Raw genomic sequence first — 15,242 nt, 5'->3', positions numbered from 1 at the left:
GATGACAGACACACAGGCGAAGTCGGGGACCGCCTCGGCAGCAACCGATGAGGCCAAAGAGGCCGGAGAGGCTGCCATGACGGGATCTGACTCGGGGGCGCCTGCCGCCGGCGGCGACGCCGGCGCGGTCAACGGGACCAGCACGCCCGGCGAGACGACCATCGGCGGCACGCCGAAGTTCCAGCGTGCCCCCGGCATGGCGCCTCCGCCCGACTCGCTGACGGTGCCGATCCAGTCGCCACCGTCGGTCGCGAAGGGCAAGGCCGGGGTCGTGACGCCCCCGCCCGTGACGCTGGGCTCGTCCGCGCCCACCAGCGGCGCGGCCACCGGCACGGCCAGCGTGGCCGTGGCGCGCGCTTCCGTGCGCCCGACCAACGCGGGCGCCACGCAGGCGATCAACACGCCTGCGGCCGCGCCGGCGGTGAGCGGCTCCGCCCGCGTCACCGAGGCCGTGCGAGCCGCCCGCAAGACGGTCAGCTCCGCGGTCGGCCGCGGCCCGCGCCGGGCCCGGCTGCACCTCAAGCGCATCGACCCGTGGTCTGTGATGAAGTTCGCGTTCGCGGTCTCGTTCGTGCTGTTCGTCGTCGTGATCGTCGCCACGTCGGTGCTCTACCTGGCCCTCGACGCGATGGACGTCTTCAACAGCGTCAACAAGGCCCTCTCCGACATCGTCAGCTCCACCGGCGGCCAGGCCAACAGCACCTTCCGCATCACCGCGAAGGGTGTCATCGGCGGCGCCGCCCTGCTCGGCGTGGTCAACGTGGTCCTCTTCACCGCGCTGGCCACCCTGGGCTCCTTCATCTACAACGTCTGCGCCGACCTGGTCGGCGGCATCGAACTGACGCTGGCGGAGAAGGACTAAACGTCTCCCCGGTTCCCCCGCGGCGCGCCGTGGGGGAACCGGTTTGAGGCTTGGGTGTGCGGTGCGGTAACCTTCATCGTCGCGCTGATACGCCGCTTTCGCGGGGATCGGTGTAGCGGGGCTATAGCTCAGTCGGTTAGAGCGCAGAGCTGATAACTCTGAGGTCGCTGGTTCGATTCCAGCTAGCCCCACATGTGGAAAAAGGTGCTCCTGGTGGTTGCGGTCGTCGGTGCCGCCGCCTATGTCGCCAAGCGCGTGAAGACCGCGAGCGAAGAGCGCGCGCTCTGGCACGAGGCGACTACCGCCCCGGACCTTCGCTAGTCACAAACCCGAGGGAGTTCCCCTCGCCCGGGGGCGTAGCTCAACTGGCAGAGCACCGCCTTTGCAAGGCGGGGGTTAGGGGTTCGAGTCCCCTCGCTTCCACCAATTGGCTCACCTTGTTCGCAGCCCTTCGGGCTGCTTCCCGCGGGTGGTGTCAGCATTCCTCGCGCGGCCCGGAGGGCCGCTCCCCGGTGGGGGAGCTTCGCTCCACCCACACCCCCTCAAAACCCGCGATGGGTTGGTCTTTTCGCGGAAGTCATGCGTGAGAAATTCTGAACCGCCGTCAGGCTGACGGCGGTTGTTTCACGTGCAACCGTGATGGCCCAGGTGGCAGGTGATCGTCTGGCTGGCGCAGAAGACCAGGGCCGCAGCGAGAGCGGAACCCGTCGGCGTGACGCCGTGCTGTAGTCGGCGATCCAGCCAGGTGGTCAGGAGTCTTCGCGGACGAGGCCGAGGACGCGGGCCGGGCCGCCGCTGCCGGCCCGGAGGTTGACGACGCCCGTGACGATGGCGGCGCCGGCGGCTGGGAGGGCGGCCAGGTTGGTGAGGTTTTCCAGGCCGTACCGGCGATCGCGCAGCCAGGTCATGTGCACCGGACAGCCGGCCCGCTCGTTGCGCGCCGAGTCGAGGCTGGGCGTATCGATGCCGAGGGCGGCCACCTGCGGCCGGTCCCGCACGAGGAAAGCGGCAGCGTCGGGGCCGAAGCCCGGCCAATGGCTCACGCCGCTGTCATCGATCCCACCGTACGACTGCCGCTCGCCCGACCGTTCCGACCAGCCGGTGAGGGCCAGCACGGCACACGGCTGCGGCAGGGGGCCGTGCCGGTGCTCCCAGTCAAGGATGTCGCCGACCTCGACCAACGCGTCGGCGTCGTCCTGCGCGCGCAGCCTGATGTCGATCACGGCGGCGGACAGGACCAGGTCGGCGGCAGGGAGCGCGTCGACGGTCCGCCCACCGGCGGTGACATGCGCCGGCGCGTCGAGATGCGTGCCGGTGTGCTCGCCGAGCGACCAGCGCCGGTCGTAGAAGTCGTCATGGGAAGCGTCCGCGACGTGCGGCGGGTGCGCCGACGGGTGCCGCGGGACCTCAGGCGACAGCGGATGCGACAGGTCGACAACAGCCCCGAGCCATTGACCGACACCGATCATCACCCGAACCTAACACGGAAGCGCCCTGAAGGAGGCTGGGAGAGACTGGGGGCATGACCACGATCTACGTTCCATACCACCTGGACGAGCGGCTGGACGGGCTGGTCGACGAGCCGGCGGACGTGACCGTCACCGTCGAGTTTCCCGAGGACAGTGACGTCTGGGGACGGCTGGCAGTGCTGTACACCAGCGTCGCCGAGGAAGTGGGCAAGGCGGGGCCGGCCGTGGTCATCTCCGGGGACTGCACGACCGCCCTGGGGACCGTTGCCGGGCTGCAGCGGCGCGGGATCGACCCGGCGGTCGTGTGGTTCGACGCGCACGGGGATGTGCAGACACTGGAGACGACGACCTCGGGGTACATCGGCGGGATGCCGTTGCGGATTCTGGTGGGGTACCGGCCGGAGCTCATCGCCGACCGGCTCGGGCTGCGGGCGTTGCCGGAGGAGCGGGCGGTGCTCGTCGACGCCCGGGATCTCGACCCGGCCGAGGCCGAATACCTGCGGGGGTCCGGGATCCGCCGGTTCCGGCTGCAGGACCTCGAGCTGCCGGACGGTCCGCTGCTGGTCCACGTGGACCTCGACGTGGTGGACGCGAGCGAGCTGCCGGGGTTGCTCTTCCCCGTGCCGGGCGGGCCGGCGATGCGCGACGTCCTGGCGAAGGTGGAGGAGATCATCGCGACGGGAAGGGTCGTCGCGGTGGACCTCGCGTGCACCTGGCGGCCCGGAAACGGTGCTGGAGCGCAGGGCTTCGTCCAAACCGTCTGCAAAGCATTCCGAAAGGATCCGAACAACTTTCGGACTCAACGTGATCATTGAAGTGCGGAGTGTACACGTGTCCGGCGAAGTCGTGTGACGAATACCCGAACGCGGGACCCATTTAGCGCGTATCTAGGGAATATTGGTACCCGTGAGAGGACGGCACGCAGCGGCGGACCTGAGAAGTAACGGGTTCGTCGCACTCGCGGCCGGCATGATCCTTCCGCTCGTCGTCATCGGTGCCGTTTACACGGGTTATCAGGTGATGTCGTCGAGCGGGTGCTCGGGCACGGTGCGACTGTCGGTCGCGGCGAGTCCGGAGATCGCGCCGGCCATCAAGGATGCCGCGGCCCGGTGGATCAAGACCGAGCCGCGGGTCGACAACGAGTGTGTCGCGGTCGACGTGGTCGCCGTGGATTCCTCCGAGGTCGCGTCGGCGATCGTCGGCGAGCACGGCGTCAAGATCAACACGCTCGGACAGGCCGACGGCAAGACGCAGGTGCCGCACGTCTGGATCCCGGACTCCTCGATCTGGCTGCAGCGCATGCGTGCCGCCCGTGAGGACCTGGTGCCGCAGGCCGCGCCATCGCTGGCCCGCAGCCCGATAGTGCTGGCGGTGCCGGAGCCGACGGCGAAGTCACTCGGCTGGCTGGAGAACAAGCTCACCTGGAAGCAGGTCCTGCAGCAGATCGTCGGCGACACCCGGATCACGCCGGGCATCGTCGACCCCAACCGCAATGCCGTCGGCATCTCCACGATGGTGGCGATGGCGTCGGTACGAGATCAGTTCGGACCCGAAGGCGACGCGCTGACGGTCGGTGCGATCAAGGCGCTCACCAGCGGAAAGTCGGAGCAGCAGGCGGGTCTGATGGCCCGGTTCCCGCGCGACGCCGACCCCCGGACGCTGTCCACCGCGGTGACGCTGGCGCCGCTGTCGGAGCAGGCGCTGCACGCGTACAACGCGACCGGCCCGGCGGTCCCGCTCATCGCGGTCTATCCGGATCCGGCGCCGATCGCGCTGGACTTCCCGTTCGCCGCGATGCCCCGCCTGTCGCCCAACCGTGCCGCCGCCGCGGAGCAGTTCCGGGCCGTGCTCGGTGGCGCCGACTTCCGCAACGTGCTGTCGACGCACCAGCTGCGTGCGAACGACGGCAGCGTCGGCGCCAACATGACGCTCGGACCGAGCGCGTCGAGCGGGGGGAAGGTCACCCCGGTGCCCGACCCCAAGGTCATCAACATGGCACTGCAGATGTGGATCGAGATCACCCAACCGTCGCGGATGCTGGCGGTCGTCGACGTCTCCTCGGCGATGAAGACGACCGTCCAGTCCGCGGGCGGGCTGAGCAAGCAGCAGATCGCCGTCCAGGCCGCGCTGGGTGGCCTGGACATGTTCCCCGAGAGCTGGGCGGTCGGGCTCTGGTCCTTCTCCACGGGCCACCAGCAGCTGGTGCCGATCGGCCCGCTGAACGCGCAACGCGACCAGCTCCGCGGCGCCCTGGGCGGCATGAAGCCCAACCCCAAGGGCGGCAGCGGCCTCTACGACACGGTCCTGGCCGCGTACCAGACGGTGCAGCAGGGCTGGGATCCGACCCGGGGCAACTCGGTCGTCGTCATCACCGGCGGCCGCAACAACAACCCGGGCGGCATGTCGCTCGACACGCTCGTCGGCTCGTTGAAGAAGGCGGAGATCAAGGACCAGCCGGTGCAGATCATCATCATCGGCGTCGGCTCCGAAGTGAACCAGGGCGAAATGCAGAAGATCGTCGACGCCACCGGCGGCGCCGTCTTCGTCGCCCAGGACCCGTCGAAGATCGGAGACATTTTCATGAAGGCGCTCGCCCTGGACGACGGCCGTTGATCGGCAAGCTCGAAACCGTCCCGGCCCTGTCTGCCCTTGAGCTGCTGGCCCCTCCCGTCGCCGCAGCCCTGCACGACCCGGCCATCCTGGTCGCCCCGATCGACCCCACCCTCGCCGACACCGCGGAGTTCTGCGCCGCGTACGACGTAGGCCTGGAACAGTCCGCGAACTGCGTCGTCATCTCCGGCAAACGCGACGGCGTGACCCGCTACGCGGTCTGCGTGATCCTCGCGACGACCCGCGCCGACGTCAACGGCGTGGCCCGTAAACGCCTCGACGTCCGCAAGGCCAGCTTCGCCCCGATGGACGACGCCGTCTCGCTCACCGGCATGGAGTACGGCGGCATCACCCCCATCGGCCTGCCCGCCGACTGGCCGGTCCTCGTCGACTCCCGCGTCATCGACGTCCCCTGGGTCATCATCGGCAGCGGCCTGCGCAGCAGCAAGATCCTCCTCCCGGGTGCGGCCCTCGCCCAGCTCCCCACCGCCGAGGTCATCCCAGACCTGGCCCGCTGACCCGCGAAGGTTGCCGGAACCGCAGGTGACGGCCACCGATGTTGCACGTGAAACCGGCCGAAAGCCGGAAGAGGCGGGGCGCGGGGGTGTGTGAGGCTGGGCGGCGTGACGCTGCTTGGCAAGGGTGGCAATGCGGTCGTGCAGGCGCAGGCCGTGCGCGTGGTCGTCGGGTGGCGCCCGGGTGGCGGGGTGCCGGACGTCGACTGCACGGCGTTGCTGGTCGGTGTGGCCGGCAAGGTCCGGGGCGACGACGACATGGTGTTCTACAACCAGCCGAAGCATCCCAGCGGCGCAGTGGTCCACGACGGGAAGCAGCAGCGGGACGGGTGGGGGTTCGACGCGGTGAGCGTCGACCTCGCCGCCGTCGAGCCGGGGGTCGACCGGATCGTGGTGGCCGCGTCCGCGGACGGCGGGTCGTTCGGGCAGGTCCCCGGGCTGTACGTCGCGGTCTACGACGCCGGCGGTGGTGAGCTGGTCAGGTTCACCGACATGCGGGCCACGACCGAGACCGCGTTCGTCGTCGGGGAGCTGTACCGCAGGCAGGGCGGCTGGAAGTTCCGGGCCGTCGGGCAGGGCTGGGACACCGGGCTGGCCGGCCTGGCCACCGCCTTCGGGATCTCCGTCGAAGAAAATGCGCCGCCGGCGCAGGCAGGGGCGCCGCCGGCGCAGCCGGGGATCCGCTTCACCAAGGGCGAGGACCGGCTGCCCGCCGCCGACCGGCAACGGCTCAACCTGCGCAAACAGCAGGTGCTGATCTCGCTGAGCAAGCGTGGCGCCGGCGGGATCCGGGCCAGAGTGATCGTGGTGCTGGACGCGTCCGGGTCGATGCACAGGCTGTACAAGCGCGGCGTCGTCAAAGCGGCGGTCGAGCGGATGGCCGCGGTCGCCGCGCAGTTGGACGACGACGGGACCATGCAGGTGTGGGCATTCGCGGATCTTGCCCGGCGGCTGCCCGACCTGACGATCGCCGAGATGCCCGGGTGGCTCGCCGCCGAGGTGCCGGCGCGACCGTCGGGCGTAGGCGGCAGCAACAACGAGCCGGTCGTCATCGACCAGGTCCGGCGCTGGATCGCGGACAACCCGGTGCCCGACCCGACGCTGGTGCTGTTCTTCTCCGACGGAGGTGTCAGCCGCAACGCCGAGATCGAGCGGCAGCTGCGGGCGGCCGCCGGGGAGCCGACGTTCTGGCAGTTCATCGGGCTCGGCCGGGGCAACTACGGCATCCTCGAACGGTTCGACCGGATGACCGGGCGGGTCGTGGACAACGTCGGGTTCTTCGCCGTCGACGACATCGAGAAGGTCAGCGACCCGGAGCTCTACGACCGCCTGCTCGGCGAGTTCCCGACGTGGATCCCTGAAGTCAGAAGGCTAGGCATCCTGCGATGAGCGGACCTGGCGCTGCAGTCGGCTCAGGATGGCGGTCCCGCCGCGGACGCGCAGCGGGCTGATCGCCGTGGCCAGCCCCATGCGCTGATACAGGTCGGACGGCACGGCCAGCACTTCGGCGGTGGTGGCACCTTCGAGGCCTTCGCTCAGAATGCCCGCGAAGGCCCGGGTCGTCGGGGCCTCGGGTGGGCAGTCGAAGTAGAGCTCGACCTGGTCCGAAGGTGTCACCACCGCCTTCAGGAAGAACGGTGTCTGGCATTCGGGCACCTGCTCCATGCCCTCGTGGCCGTCGAAGGAAGCAGGCAGGGGACGGACCGCGTCGGCGAACTCGAGCAGCATCTCCAGCACCACGTCACGCGGTGCGGAGGCGAACTCGTCGACGATCGCGGCCAGCTTTCCGGGCATTTCCATGCCCCCAAACCTAGTTGTTGGGCTCGGCCTTGCTGATGCCACCGAGGACCGAGTCGGGATCGATCTCCTCGGCCAGGTCGCCGATGGACACGATGCCGACGAGACCCTGGGTGTCGTCGCAGACGAGGACGCGGCGGACGGCCTGGTCGCGCATGAGCAGGGCCGCGGTGTGGATGGAGTCGTCGGGGCGGACCGTGACGAGGTCACGGGTGACGATCTCGCCGATGGTGGTGGCGGCGGGGTCGCAGCGTTCCGCCACGGCGCGCACGACGATGTCCCGATCGGTGACCACGCCGGTGAGACCTGGGCCGTCCGCCACCACGACGTCGCCGATGTCCTGCTCGCGCATGGTGCGGGCGGCCTCCGCGAGGGTGGTCTCGCTCGGGAGATACACCACATTGGTGGTCATCACGTCACGGACGGTCTGCATCGTCATGGTTGCCCTCCCAGATGTTCGATATTCCTTTGTTACCCCTGGGTGGAAAGGCTGAACCAGGTGTGGCGTGCGGCAAAGTCGCTTCCAACGCCCCTGGTGCCCTGAAAGGATGCGAGACAGGCAGCAGACCATGGGGAGGTTGTGCGGTGGCGCGGTGGGCGAGCTACGTCGCGGTCGGTGACAGTTTCACCGAAGGGATGGACGATCCGAGACCGGACGGCAAGGGCTACCGCGGGTGGGCCGACCTGGTCGCCGGGTGCCTCGCCCAGGACCAGCCGGACTTCCGCTACGCCAACCTCGCGGTGCGGGGGCGGCTGTTCGACAACATCGTCGCCGAGCAGGTGCCGCTCGCCACGGCGATGAAGCCGGACCTGATCAGCTTCGCCGGCGGCGGGAATGACGCGCTCCGGCGTGGGTTCGAGCCCGACACGTTGGTCGCGCGGTTCGACAAGACGATCGAGCGGCTGCGGGCCACCGGCGCGGACGTGGTCCTGTTCCGGTGGGCGGACCTGACCGGCAGGATGCCGGGCGGCAAAATGCTCCGCCCGCGGGTCGACGCACTCAACACCGCGATCAACGGCGTCGGCGCCAAGCACGGCGCGCGCGTGGTGGACATGTGGGACGACGCCGAGTTCGGCAACCCGCGGCTGTGGGGGATCGACCGGCTGCACCTGTCGCCGGCCGGGCACCGCAGGGTCGCCGGGCACGTGCTGACGGCGCTCGGCGTGACCTGCGACGCGTCGTGGCTGGCCGCGCCGGCACCGCCGGAGGACCTGTCGTGGATGTCGCGCAAGGCGGCCGACGCCCGCTGGGCGACCCACCACCTGGCTCCCTGGGTGAAGCGGCGGCTGACCGGAAAGTCGTCCGGGGACATGGTGACCGCCAAACGACCCGAGCTCGCGCCGCTAGATTGAGTTCATGAAACTCGTCACGACGGAGTGGCTGGCGGAGCACCTTCAAGACCCGAATTTGGTCATCGTCGAGTCCGATGAGGACGTGCTGCTCTACAGCACGGGTCACATCCCCGGCGCTGTGAAAGTCGACTGGCACACCGAGCTCAACGACCAGGTCACCCGCGACTATCTCGACGCGGAGGGCTTCGCCGCACTGTGCGAGGCCAAGGGCATCGGTCCCGACGACACGATCGTTTTCTACGGCGACAACTTCAACTGGTGGGCGACCTACGCGCTGTGGGTCTTCTCCCTCTTCGGCCACCGCGACCTGCTCATCCTCGACGGCGGCCGGACCAAGTGGATCGCCGAGGGGCGCGCGATCACCAAGGACCTGCCGGACCGGCCGAAGACCAGTTATCCGGTGCCGACCAGGGACGACACGGGGATCCGCGCGTTCCGCGAGGACGTCCTCGCACACATCGCCGCGGACCGGCCGCTCGTCGACGTGCGCTCGCCAGGTGAGTACACCGGCGAACTCCTGCACATGCCGGACTATCCGCAGGAGGGCGCGCTGCGCGGCGGGCACATCCCCGGTGCGGTCAGCAAACCGTGGAAGCAGGCCACGCAGGAGGACGGCACATTCAAGCCCGTCGACGAGCTGCGCAGGATCTATGCCGATGAGCTCGGGCTCGCACCGGACGACGACATCATCGCGTATTGCCGCATCGGTGAGCGGTCGTCCCACACGTGGTTCGTGCTGACCCATCTGCTGGGTTATCGGCATGTACGAAACTACGACGGCTCCTGGACGGAATGGGGCAACCTGGTCCGGGTCCCGGTCGTTAAAGGCAGCAGCCCGAAGTAAGGACAAGCAGAACGGCGGCCCGCTGCAGAGGGCCGCCGTTTCTGTTTCGGTCTGGAAACTCTATTCATTCTCCGGCGGCAGGCTGACCAGGTAGTCGACGACCTCGGAGAAGCGGGCACTCGCCATCGCGACGCACAGGTCGGCCGCACCGTAATACAGCCGCAGCTCGTCGCGAGCCTCGTCGTGGACGAGACCGGTGGGGAAGACGACGTTGGGCACGTCGCCGACCCGCTCGTATTCGGCGTCCGGTCCCAGCACCCAGCTCGGCGTCCTCCGGATGATCTTCGTGGGATCGTCCAGGTCGAGCATGACCAGGCCGACGCGGTACAGCGACGTCGCGACCATCTGCTTGACGCCGTGGTAGACGCAGAGCCAGCCGTGCGGGGTCTCGATCGGCGGCGGTCCCATCCCGATCCGGGTGGCGTCCCACCACGGCCCGGAGCGTGACTGCATGACCGGCTCGGGCGTCGTCCACGCCTGAAGGTCCGTCGACTTCGACAGCCACACGTCGGCCCGCGCCGACAGCACCGACACCGGCCGGTGGAACAGCACGTAGTGCCCGTCGATCTTGCGGGGCAGCAGCGAGGCGTTCTTGTCCTCCGGCGGCATGACGATGCCGAGAGGCTCCACGGACTCGAAGTCCTCGGTGCGGGCCAGCGCCACACACGGACCGCCGGGCCCGTATGCGGTGTAGGCGATCACGTAGCCGCCGAGCTCGTCGACATACGTGACCCGGGGATCCTCGACGCCCCAGCAGCTGTGCTGGTCGGTGGGGTCGTCGGCGATCAGCGGCTTGGCGTCCACGACCCAGTTGCTGCGGCCGTCCTTGCTGCGGGCGACCGTCAGGTGCGAGATGCCCCGACGGTCCTCGATCCTGCAGAGCAGGACAGTGTCGCCGTTGTGCAGGCAGGCGCCCGGATTGAAGACGCTGTTGATCGGATAGGGCCAGTCCCCTGCGGTGAGCATGGGATTCGTGGCTTCCCGGTGGAACAGCTCCGCGTCAAAGTGCATCAGGTTGGCCCTCCGTGGTGCGCAGGCGGGGCGGCTGGGCGGTCGCGCTGAACCCTGCCGAGGCCCGTCCGACGGCCCGGGTGCCCGTTGGTGCCTTGTTCGGAGTCGTACGTGAGGGTCCGGTGACCGGCAGTGATGTCGGCACCGGGGTCGTAGCGACCACCGGGTGGGGCAGGGCGGCCAAACCGGCCTTGAGCAGGCTGAGTAGCGCTTGGTAATAGGCTAGCGTGGACTCGGCGCCCTGGTTCCCATTTGGTTCAGTGGCAGACAAACCGTCGTGGCAGGCGCCCGTCGCGTCGACGTAGAGCCGCGCGCCGGCCCGGTTCCTGCCGAGGAACCAGGAGTAGCCCCAGCCGGCCAGCCGCGCCGACGTCGGGTCCGCGGTGTGCTGCCAGGCGTCGACCATCGCCTCGGTGATCGCGGCCGCGTCCAGCGGCTGCTCGTCGCCGTCGTCGGCGAGCCACACCGCCGGCGACTCGCCCCGCCGGTGCCACCGGTTGCCGACGCACCGCAGCGTGCCGTCGGCGAGGCCGACGTGCTGGGCGTACCAGTCCAGCGCCCCGATCGCCCGCGCCGCCACCGCGTCGTCCTCCAGCAGCGCCGCGCCCAGCAGCATGGCCTGCGGCAGGCGGGCGTTGTCGTAGGTCAGCTCCGGCTCGAACCAGCGCCACGACGGATCCGCCGCGGACGTCGTCACCAGCGCCTCGTCCAGCCGGTGCAGCAGCGGCGCGGCCTGGTCGGTGCGGCCCGCGCGGGCCAGGCCGATCAGCGCGTACGCGGCGGTCCGCAGCCCGATGTCGGGCAGCTGGTGGGTCCGCGGCCCGAGATCGTCGAGCAGCGCGGCCGCCGGCCGGCGGATGTCGTCCGGGACCGCGGGCGTGCCGACCAGGACGCCGAGCGCCCACACGGCCCGGCCGACGTGGTCGCCGTGGTGCGGCCAGTCCTGCCACGTGCCGTTGTAGCTCAGCACGTTGTGCATGGCGCCCGACGGGTCGTAGGCGGCGGTCAGGAAGCGGATCGACTGGCGCAGCCAGCGCGTGGCCTGCGCCGTCTGCTTCGTGTCGATGCCGACCGCGAGCAGGTCCGCCGCAACGATCGCGAGCCGGGCGACGTCGTCGACGCAGTAGCCCGACGACAGCTCCGGGCTGGCCCCGTGCGCGAACTGGATGATGCCGATCTCGTCGGTGAGCCGGTCCAGGTGCGTGAGGTTGAGCAGCGGCGCGGCCGCGGTCGAGTGACCGGGGCGGGCCGTCGCCGCCTGCGTCTGGCGCACCACGTCGGCGACCAGCTCGGCCTCCCGCGCGGCGACCGCCGGCCAGGGCAGCCACGCCGCGCACGCCTCCGCCACCGACTTCGCGGCGGCGAGCGCCTGCGCATCGGTGAGCAGGTCGTTGATCTCCACCGCGAGCGCCGCGTCGTCGCCGATCGGCACCACCCGTCCGGCGCCGCCGGCCAGCATGTCCTCGGCGTAGCTGTACGACGTCGACACCGCGGGCAGCCCGGCACCCAGCGCGAACGTGAGCGCCCCCGAGCAGATCTGCTCCGGTTGCCGATACGGCGTCACGAACAGCGTGCTGGCGTGCAGGATCGCCGACAGCTCGTCGAGCTCCAGGAACGCGTCGACGAAGTGCACGTTGTCGGTGAGCCCGAGCAACTGCACGCGGGACTGCAGGCTCTCCCGGTAGACCTCGCCGTCGCGGCGCTTGATCTCCGGATGCGTCGCGCCCGCCACGATGTACTGCGTGTCCGGGTGCTCCTTGACCACCGCGGCCAGCGCGTCGATCGCTATGTCGATCCCCTTGCCCTCGCTGAGCAGGCCGAACGTGGTGAGCGTCGGCTTGTCCGCGACCTTGTCGAGCAGCTCGCGCAGCTCGGTGCGCAGCGTCGCCGGGTCCGGCGCCTGGCGCATCGCGTCGGGCGCGCCGTGCGGGACCACGACCAGTTGGTGGCCGGCGGCCACCCCGGTGCGGATCGCGACCCGGCGGGCGGTCTCGGTGAAGACCGTGACCCTCGCCGCTCTGGCACACAACGCGCGCAGCGTCGCCGCCTGACCAGGCGACGGCCGCGTCAGCACGGTGTGCAGCGTCAGCAGGTAAGGAATGCCGCACGCGTTGAGCGCGCGGGTCAACTCGAGCAGGTGAGAGCCGTCGGTGCCGCCGAAGATCCCGTACTCGTGCTGGATCAGCACGACCTGGACGCCGGCCTCACGCATGGCGCGGGCCGCGGCCGAGTAGTCCTCGATGCGGTCGTGGTTGATGGTGACGACGACCTCGTCACCGTAGCTGTGCCCGTCACGGTCGATGGCCACGACGGCTGTTTCCAGATCGTCAGTGGCGACACCAAGTGCCTGCCGCAGGTCCGCGGTGTACGTCGCGAGCCCGCAACGGCGAGGCAGATAGGTCGACACGATACCGAGGCGATAGGTCGCGGCAGGGTGTGACATGAGCACATTGTTACCCCCGGGCCTGCCAAAAAACCTTGATACGCCCGGATGGGACTCTGGGGCGAATGTGCTGCTCAGTCCTGCTTCGCGAAAACCTTTCCGGACGTGATCGTTCGGGTGAAATATCGTTCAGTCGTGACGTAGAGTATTCAGGCCCAGCTTGGTAGCTGCTCACGGTGCTCGATCCACTGCGGTGGCACGCCGATCGTGCCGCGGGCGGCGTCGTCCCCGATCCCGGTGTGCGCGGCGATGATCCCGCCCGCGATGGCGCACGACGAGTCGGTGTCGCCGCCGGCCTGTACACAGGCCGCCATCGCCGCCGGATAGTTGTCGAGATGCGTGGCCGCGACCCACAGCGCGAACGGCACGGTGTCCTGCGCCAATGCGTGTGAGCCGTTGCCGAGGTCCGCTCCGACGTCGCGCGGATCCGACTTCTCCGACATGCGCACGGCGCGGCCGATGCCGTCGCGCACGTCGGACGGCGGCAGCTGGTTGAGCACCATGCGCAGCAGCGACTCGCGCGGCGTGTGCCGGGCCGTCAGCGCCGCCGCGAGGGCCACCGCGACGGCGCCCGAGATGCCTTCCGGGTGCTGGTGGGTGACCTCCGCCGACAGCACCGCCTGCCGGGCGGCGATGTCGGGATCGTCGGCGAAGAACGCCCCGAGCGGCGCGACCCGCATCGCCGCGCCGTTGCCCGCCGAGCCCCGGCCGGCGAACAGGGCGCCGGCCGCGGTCCGCCACGGCACGCCCTCGTTGATGCTGGCCAGCAGCGACCGCGCGCCGCGGCCGTAACCCCGGTCGGCGCTCCAGCGCTGCGCGAACGCGCCGGCCAGCCAGTCCTGGTCGACGCGGCCGTCCTGCCGGAGGCCCTGCAGCAGGGTGCAGGCCATCTCGGTGTCGTCGGTCCACCGCCACGGTGGCGGTGGCGGGGCGAACACGGCGCCGTCCTCGAACGGCGGGTGCATCTCGAACGGTGCGGCGAGCGCGTCACCGACGGAGAGACCGGTCAGGCTGTCGACTGCGGCGCGGAGATCCACCTGCCGAAAATAGTCGATGCCGAGCGGGAACGGCGTCCGCGGATCGCGGCTCGTGTCGGGCATGAAGCGTCGTGAACTGCTCGGCCTGGGCGGGGTCGTCCTGGTGGCCTCGTGCTCATCGACCGCGAAGCCCCGCCCGGCGGAGCCCGGTGAGCTGCTCTCCGTGTCCGTCGGCGACGGCCTGACCGTCGTCGAGTCCGGCACCGGCCGCCGGGTTGTGGCGCCGGCGGCGAACCTCGCGACCGCCGACGGCCGGCGCCTCGTCAGCGCCGTCACCGAGTCGGGCGCGTCGCGCGTCGTCACCCGCGACGCGCGCACCGGCGACGTCGTCGCCCAGACCACCGTGCAGGGCGCCGGGCGGCTGGCCGCGGTCGCGCCGGACGCCGGCCTGGTCGCGCTCGTCGACGGGGACCCCGACGGGCGGACCGAGACCACGATCATCGTCGCGGGTCCGGCCGGGGAGCGGCACCGGCTGAAGCTGCCGGGATTCGTCCAGCCGGAAGCGTTCTCCTCCACCGGTACGAGCCTGTTCGTGCTGGACATGCTGCCGCCCGAGCACCCGGACAGCTACCGGGTGCGGGTCCTCGACCTGGCCATGGGGCAGATCACCGCGCTGAACCTGCCGGGGGAGAACTCGGGCCTGAAGGTCCTCGTGCCGGAGGGCGCGGAGGAGGAGATGCGCGGCGAGGGCCGGCAGGCGGTGTTCGACGCGAAGCGGGAGCGGCTGTTCACGCTGTACAGCCACCAGCCGGACCACCTGCACGTCCGGGACCTGCTGCACCCCTCGCCCCAGACCGGCGCCCGCGACGGCAAGCCGGAGGTGCACGCGTTCGTGCACACGCTCAACGTCGCCGACGCGTGGGCGGTCTGCGTCGACCTGCCGTCGTCGTTCGGCACCGGCGCGGTCGAAGGACTGACCATCGCGCAGCACGGCGACGAGGTGTGGGTCGCCGACGCCGGCAAGGGCGCGCTCGCTGTCATTTCCGCCGATGTACTGGCCGTCACGCAGGACGCCCAGTTCCCGTCCTCGCCTGGCCGGGCGCGGTTGGCGGTGTCCGGGTCCTCCGCGTACCTCGCCGTGGGGCGGCAGGTGCACGTCTTCGACGTCGCGTCCAAGTCGTTGCGGGCGACCTGGGCCCTGCCCGGCGACGCTTGCGGGGTCGCGGTGTCGGACACGCACCTGTATGTCGGGCAGGCGGGTGCGGTACACCGGCTGCATCCTTCGACAGGAGTTCTGACGGCAACCGCGACGGTGCCCGGGCTCACGGCGGTCGAGTACGTCCTCGGGTGAGAACGGGGCG

Annotated in this window: 15 protein-coding genes and 2 tRNA genes; 11 read left to right on the top strand and 6 right to left on the bottom strand. The window is 70.2% G+C overall.

Annotation, left to right across the window (positions count from 1 at the left end; translation table 11 throughout):
- The first annotated feature begins 1 nt into the window (after nt 1).
- The 4 genes from ACZ6TV_RS00335 (at nt 2) to ACZ6TV_RS00320 (ending at nt 1,288) form a co-directional block, all read left to right on the top strand.
- Nucleotides 2-862 carry a DUF3566 domain-containing protein gene (locus ACZ6TV_RS00335; RefSeq protein WP_465293720.1) on the top strand — a complete coding sequence of 287 codons (861 nt, stop codon included), beginning with the start codon at nt 2-4 and terminating at the stop codon, nt 860-862.
- A 117-nt stretch (nt 863-979) separates the two neighbouring features.
- A tRNA-Ile gene (locus ACZ6TV_RS00330) sits at nt 980-1,053 on the top strand.
- 1 nt (nt 1,054) lies between these two features.
- Nucleotides 1,055-1,183, top strand: coding sequence for a DLW-39 family protein (locus tag ACZ6TV_RS00325; RefSeq protein ID WP_239136238.1), 129 nt, complete (start codon nt 1,055-1,057; stop codon nt 1,181-1,183).
- A gap of 29 nt (nt 1,184-1,212) precedes the next feature.
- Nucleotides 1,213-1,288: transfer RNA gene (locus ACZ6TV_RS00320), tRNA-Ala, on the top strand.
- 323 nt (nt 1,289-1,611) lie between these two features.
- Here ACZ6TV_RS00320 and ACZ6TV_RS00315 read toward each other — a convergent pair.
- Entirely contained in the window at nt 1,612-2,331 is a 720-nt protein-coding gene (locus tag ACZ6TV_RS00315; RefSeq protein WP_465293718.1) for a cyclase family protein, read from the bottom strand.
- Between the two features lie 53 nt (nt 2,332-2,384).
- On the opposite strand from ACZ6TV_RS00315, the gene ACZ6TV_RS00310 reads away from it, so the two are divergent.
- From ACZ6TV_RS00310 to ACZ6TV_RS00295, 4 genes are all read left to right on the top strand, one after another.
- Nucleotides 2,385-3,146: an arginase family protein gene (locus tag ACZ6TV_RS00310; protein WP_465293716.1), complete on the top strand. Its 762-nt coding sequence runs from the start codon at nt 2,385-2,387 to the stop codon at nt 3,144-3,146.
- Nucleotides 3,147-3,237: 91 nt separating this feature from the next.
- Entirely contained in the window at nt 3,238-4,944 is a 1,707-nt protein-coding gene (locus tag ACZ6TV_RS00305) for a substrate-binding domain-containing protein (protein ID WP_465293714.1), read from the top strand.
- Nucleotides 4,944-5,459, top strand: a complete 516-nt coding sequence (locus ACZ6TV_RS00300) for a YbaK/EbsC family protein (RefSeq protein ID WP_465294860.1) — start codon at nt 4,944-4,946, stop codon at nt 5,457-5,459. Before ACZ6TV_RS00305 ends, ACZ6TV_RS00300 begins: the two co-directional genes overlap by 1 nt.
- A gap of 105 nt (nt 5,460-5,564) precedes the next feature.
- Nucleotides 5,565-6,845, top strand: a complete 1,281-nt coding sequence (locus tag ACZ6TV_RS00295) for a VWA domain-containing protein (protein ID WP_465293712.1) — start codon at nt 5,565-5,567, stop codon at nt 6,843-6,845.
- Here the strand turns inward: ACZ6TV_RS00295 and ACZ6TV_RS00290 are convergent.
- A complete protein-coding gene (locus tag ACZ6TV_RS00290) occupies nt 6,828-7,256 on the bottom strand; it encodes a SufE family protein (protein WP_465293710.1) in 429 nt (142 codons plus the stop codon). The two genes, ACZ6TV_RS00295 and ACZ6TV_RS00290, sit on opposite strands and share 18 nt — an antisense overlap.
- Nucleotides 7,257-7,266: 10 nt before the next feature.
- The gene (locus tag ACZ6TV_RS00285; RefSeq protein WP_465293708.1) at nt 7,267-7,692 is read right to left on the bottom strand and encodes a CBS domain-containing protein; all 426 of its coding nucleotides are present in this window, start codon (nt 7,690-7,692) and stop codon (nt 7,267-7,269) included.
- 146 nt (nt 7,693-7,838) lie between these two features.
- Between ACZ6TV_RS00285 and ACZ6TV_RS00280 the strand changes: the two genes are divergently transcribed.
- Together ACZ6TV_RS00280 and ACZ6TV_RS00275 are read left to right on the top strand one after the other, a co-directional pair.
- On the top strand, nt 7,839-8,606 hold the full coding sequence (locus tag ACZ6TV_RS00280; protein ID WP_465293706.1) for an SGNH/GDSL hydrolase family protein: 768 nt from the start codon (nt 7,839-7,841) through the stop codon (nt 8,604-8,606).
- A gap of 4 nt (nt 8,607-8,610) precedes the next feature.
- Nucleotides 8,611-9,450, top strand: a complete 840-nt coding sequence (locus tag ACZ6TV_RS00275; RefSeq protein WP_465293704.1) for a sulfurtransferase — start codon at nt 8,611-8,613, stop codon at nt 9,448-9,450.
- Nucleotides 9,451-9,510: 60 nt separating this feature from the next.
- Here ACZ6TV_RS00275 and ACZ6TV_RS00270 read toward each other — a convergent pair whose 3' ends face one another.
- The 3 genes from ACZ6TV_RS00270 to ACZ6TV_RS00260 all read right to left on the bottom strand — a co-directional run bounded on the left by ACZ6TV_RS00270 (nt 9,511) and on the right by ACZ6TV_RS00260 (nt 14,004).
- Entirely contained in the window at nt 9,511-10,461 is a 951-nt protein-coding gene (locus ACZ6TV_RS00270; RefSeq protein ID WP_465293702.1) for a glycoside hydrolase family 130 protein, read from the bottom strand.
- A complete protein-coding gene (locus tag ACZ6TV_RS00265) occupies nt 10,451-12,769 on the bottom strand; it encodes a glycosyltransferase (RefSeq protein WP_465293700.1) in 2,319 nt (772 codons plus the stop codon). The genes ACZ6TV_RS00270 and ACZ6TV_RS00265 overlap by 11 nt, the downstream gene beginning before the upstream one ends.
- Before the next feature lie 284 nt (nt 12,770-13,053).
- Nucleotides 13,054-14,004 carry an ADP-ribosylglycohydrolase family protein gene (locus tag ACZ6TV_RS00260; RefSeq protein WP_465293698.1) on the bottom strand — a complete coding sequence of 317 codons (951 nt, stop codon included), beginning with the start codon at nt 14,002-14,004 and terminating at the stop codon, nt 13,054-13,056.
- Between ACZ6TV_RS00260 and ACZ6TV_RS00255 the strand changes: the two genes are divergently transcribed.
- Entirely contained in the window at nt 14,003-15,232 is a 1,230-nt protein-coding gene (locus ACZ6TV_RS00255; RefSeq protein WP_465293696.1) for a YncE family protein, read from the top strand. The genes ACZ6TV_RS00260 and ACZ6TV_RS00255 overlap by 2 nt on opposite strands.
- The last annotated feature ends 10 nt before the right edge of the window (nt 15,233-15,242 follow it).

The sequence above is a fragment of the Dactylosporangium sp. NPDC051087 genome, assembly GCF_055586325.1.
This window is presented reverse-complemented; position numbering and strand designations above follow the sequence as displayed.

Excerpts from the sequence above, each read along its gene's own strand:
- ACZ6TV_RS00335 (WP_465293720.1), top strand. The coding sequence starts at position 2 with ATGACAGACACACAGGCGAAGTCGGGGACCGCCTCGGCAGCAACCGAT.
- ACZ6TV_RS00325 (WP_239136238.1), top strand. The coding sequence starts at position 1,055 with ATGTGGAAAAAGGTGCTCCTGGTGGTTGCGGTCGTCGGTGCCGCCGCC.
- ACZ6TV_RS00315 (WP_465293718.1), bottom strand. The coding sequence starts at position 2,331 with ATGATCGGTGTCGGTCAATGGCTCGGGGCTGTTGTCGACCTGTCGCAT.
- ACZ6TV_RS00310 (WP_465293716.1), top strand. The coding sequence starts at position 2,385 with ATGACCACGATCTACGTTCCATACCACCTGGACGAGCGGCTGGACGGG.
- ACZ6TV_RS00290 (WP_465293710.1), bottom strand. The coding sequence starts at position 7,256 with ATGGAAATGCCCGGAAAGCTGGCCGCGATCGTCGACGAGTTCGCCTCC.
- ACZ6TV_RS00285 (WP_465293708.1), bottom strand. The coding sequence starts at position 7,692 with ATGACGATGCAGACCGTCCGTGACGTGATGACCACCAATGTGGTGTAT.
- ACZ6TV_RS00275 (WP_465293704.1), top strand. The coding sequence starts at position 8,611 with ATGAAACTCGTCACGACGGAGTGGCTGGCGGAGCACCTTCAAGACCCG.
- ACZ6TV_RS00270 (WP_465293702.1), bottom strand. The coding sequence starts at position 10,461 with ATGCACTTTGACGCGGAGCTGTTCCACCGGGAAGCCACGAATCCCATG.
- ACZ6TV_RS00255 (WP_465293696.1), top strand. The coding sequence starts at position 14,003 with ATGAAGCGTCGTGAACTGCTCGGCCTGGGCGGGGTCGTCCTGGTGGCC.
- ACZ6TV_RS00260 (WP_465293698.1), bottom strand. The coding sequence starts at position 14,004 with ATGCCCGACACGAGCCGCGATCCGCGGACGCCGTTCCCGCTCGGCATC.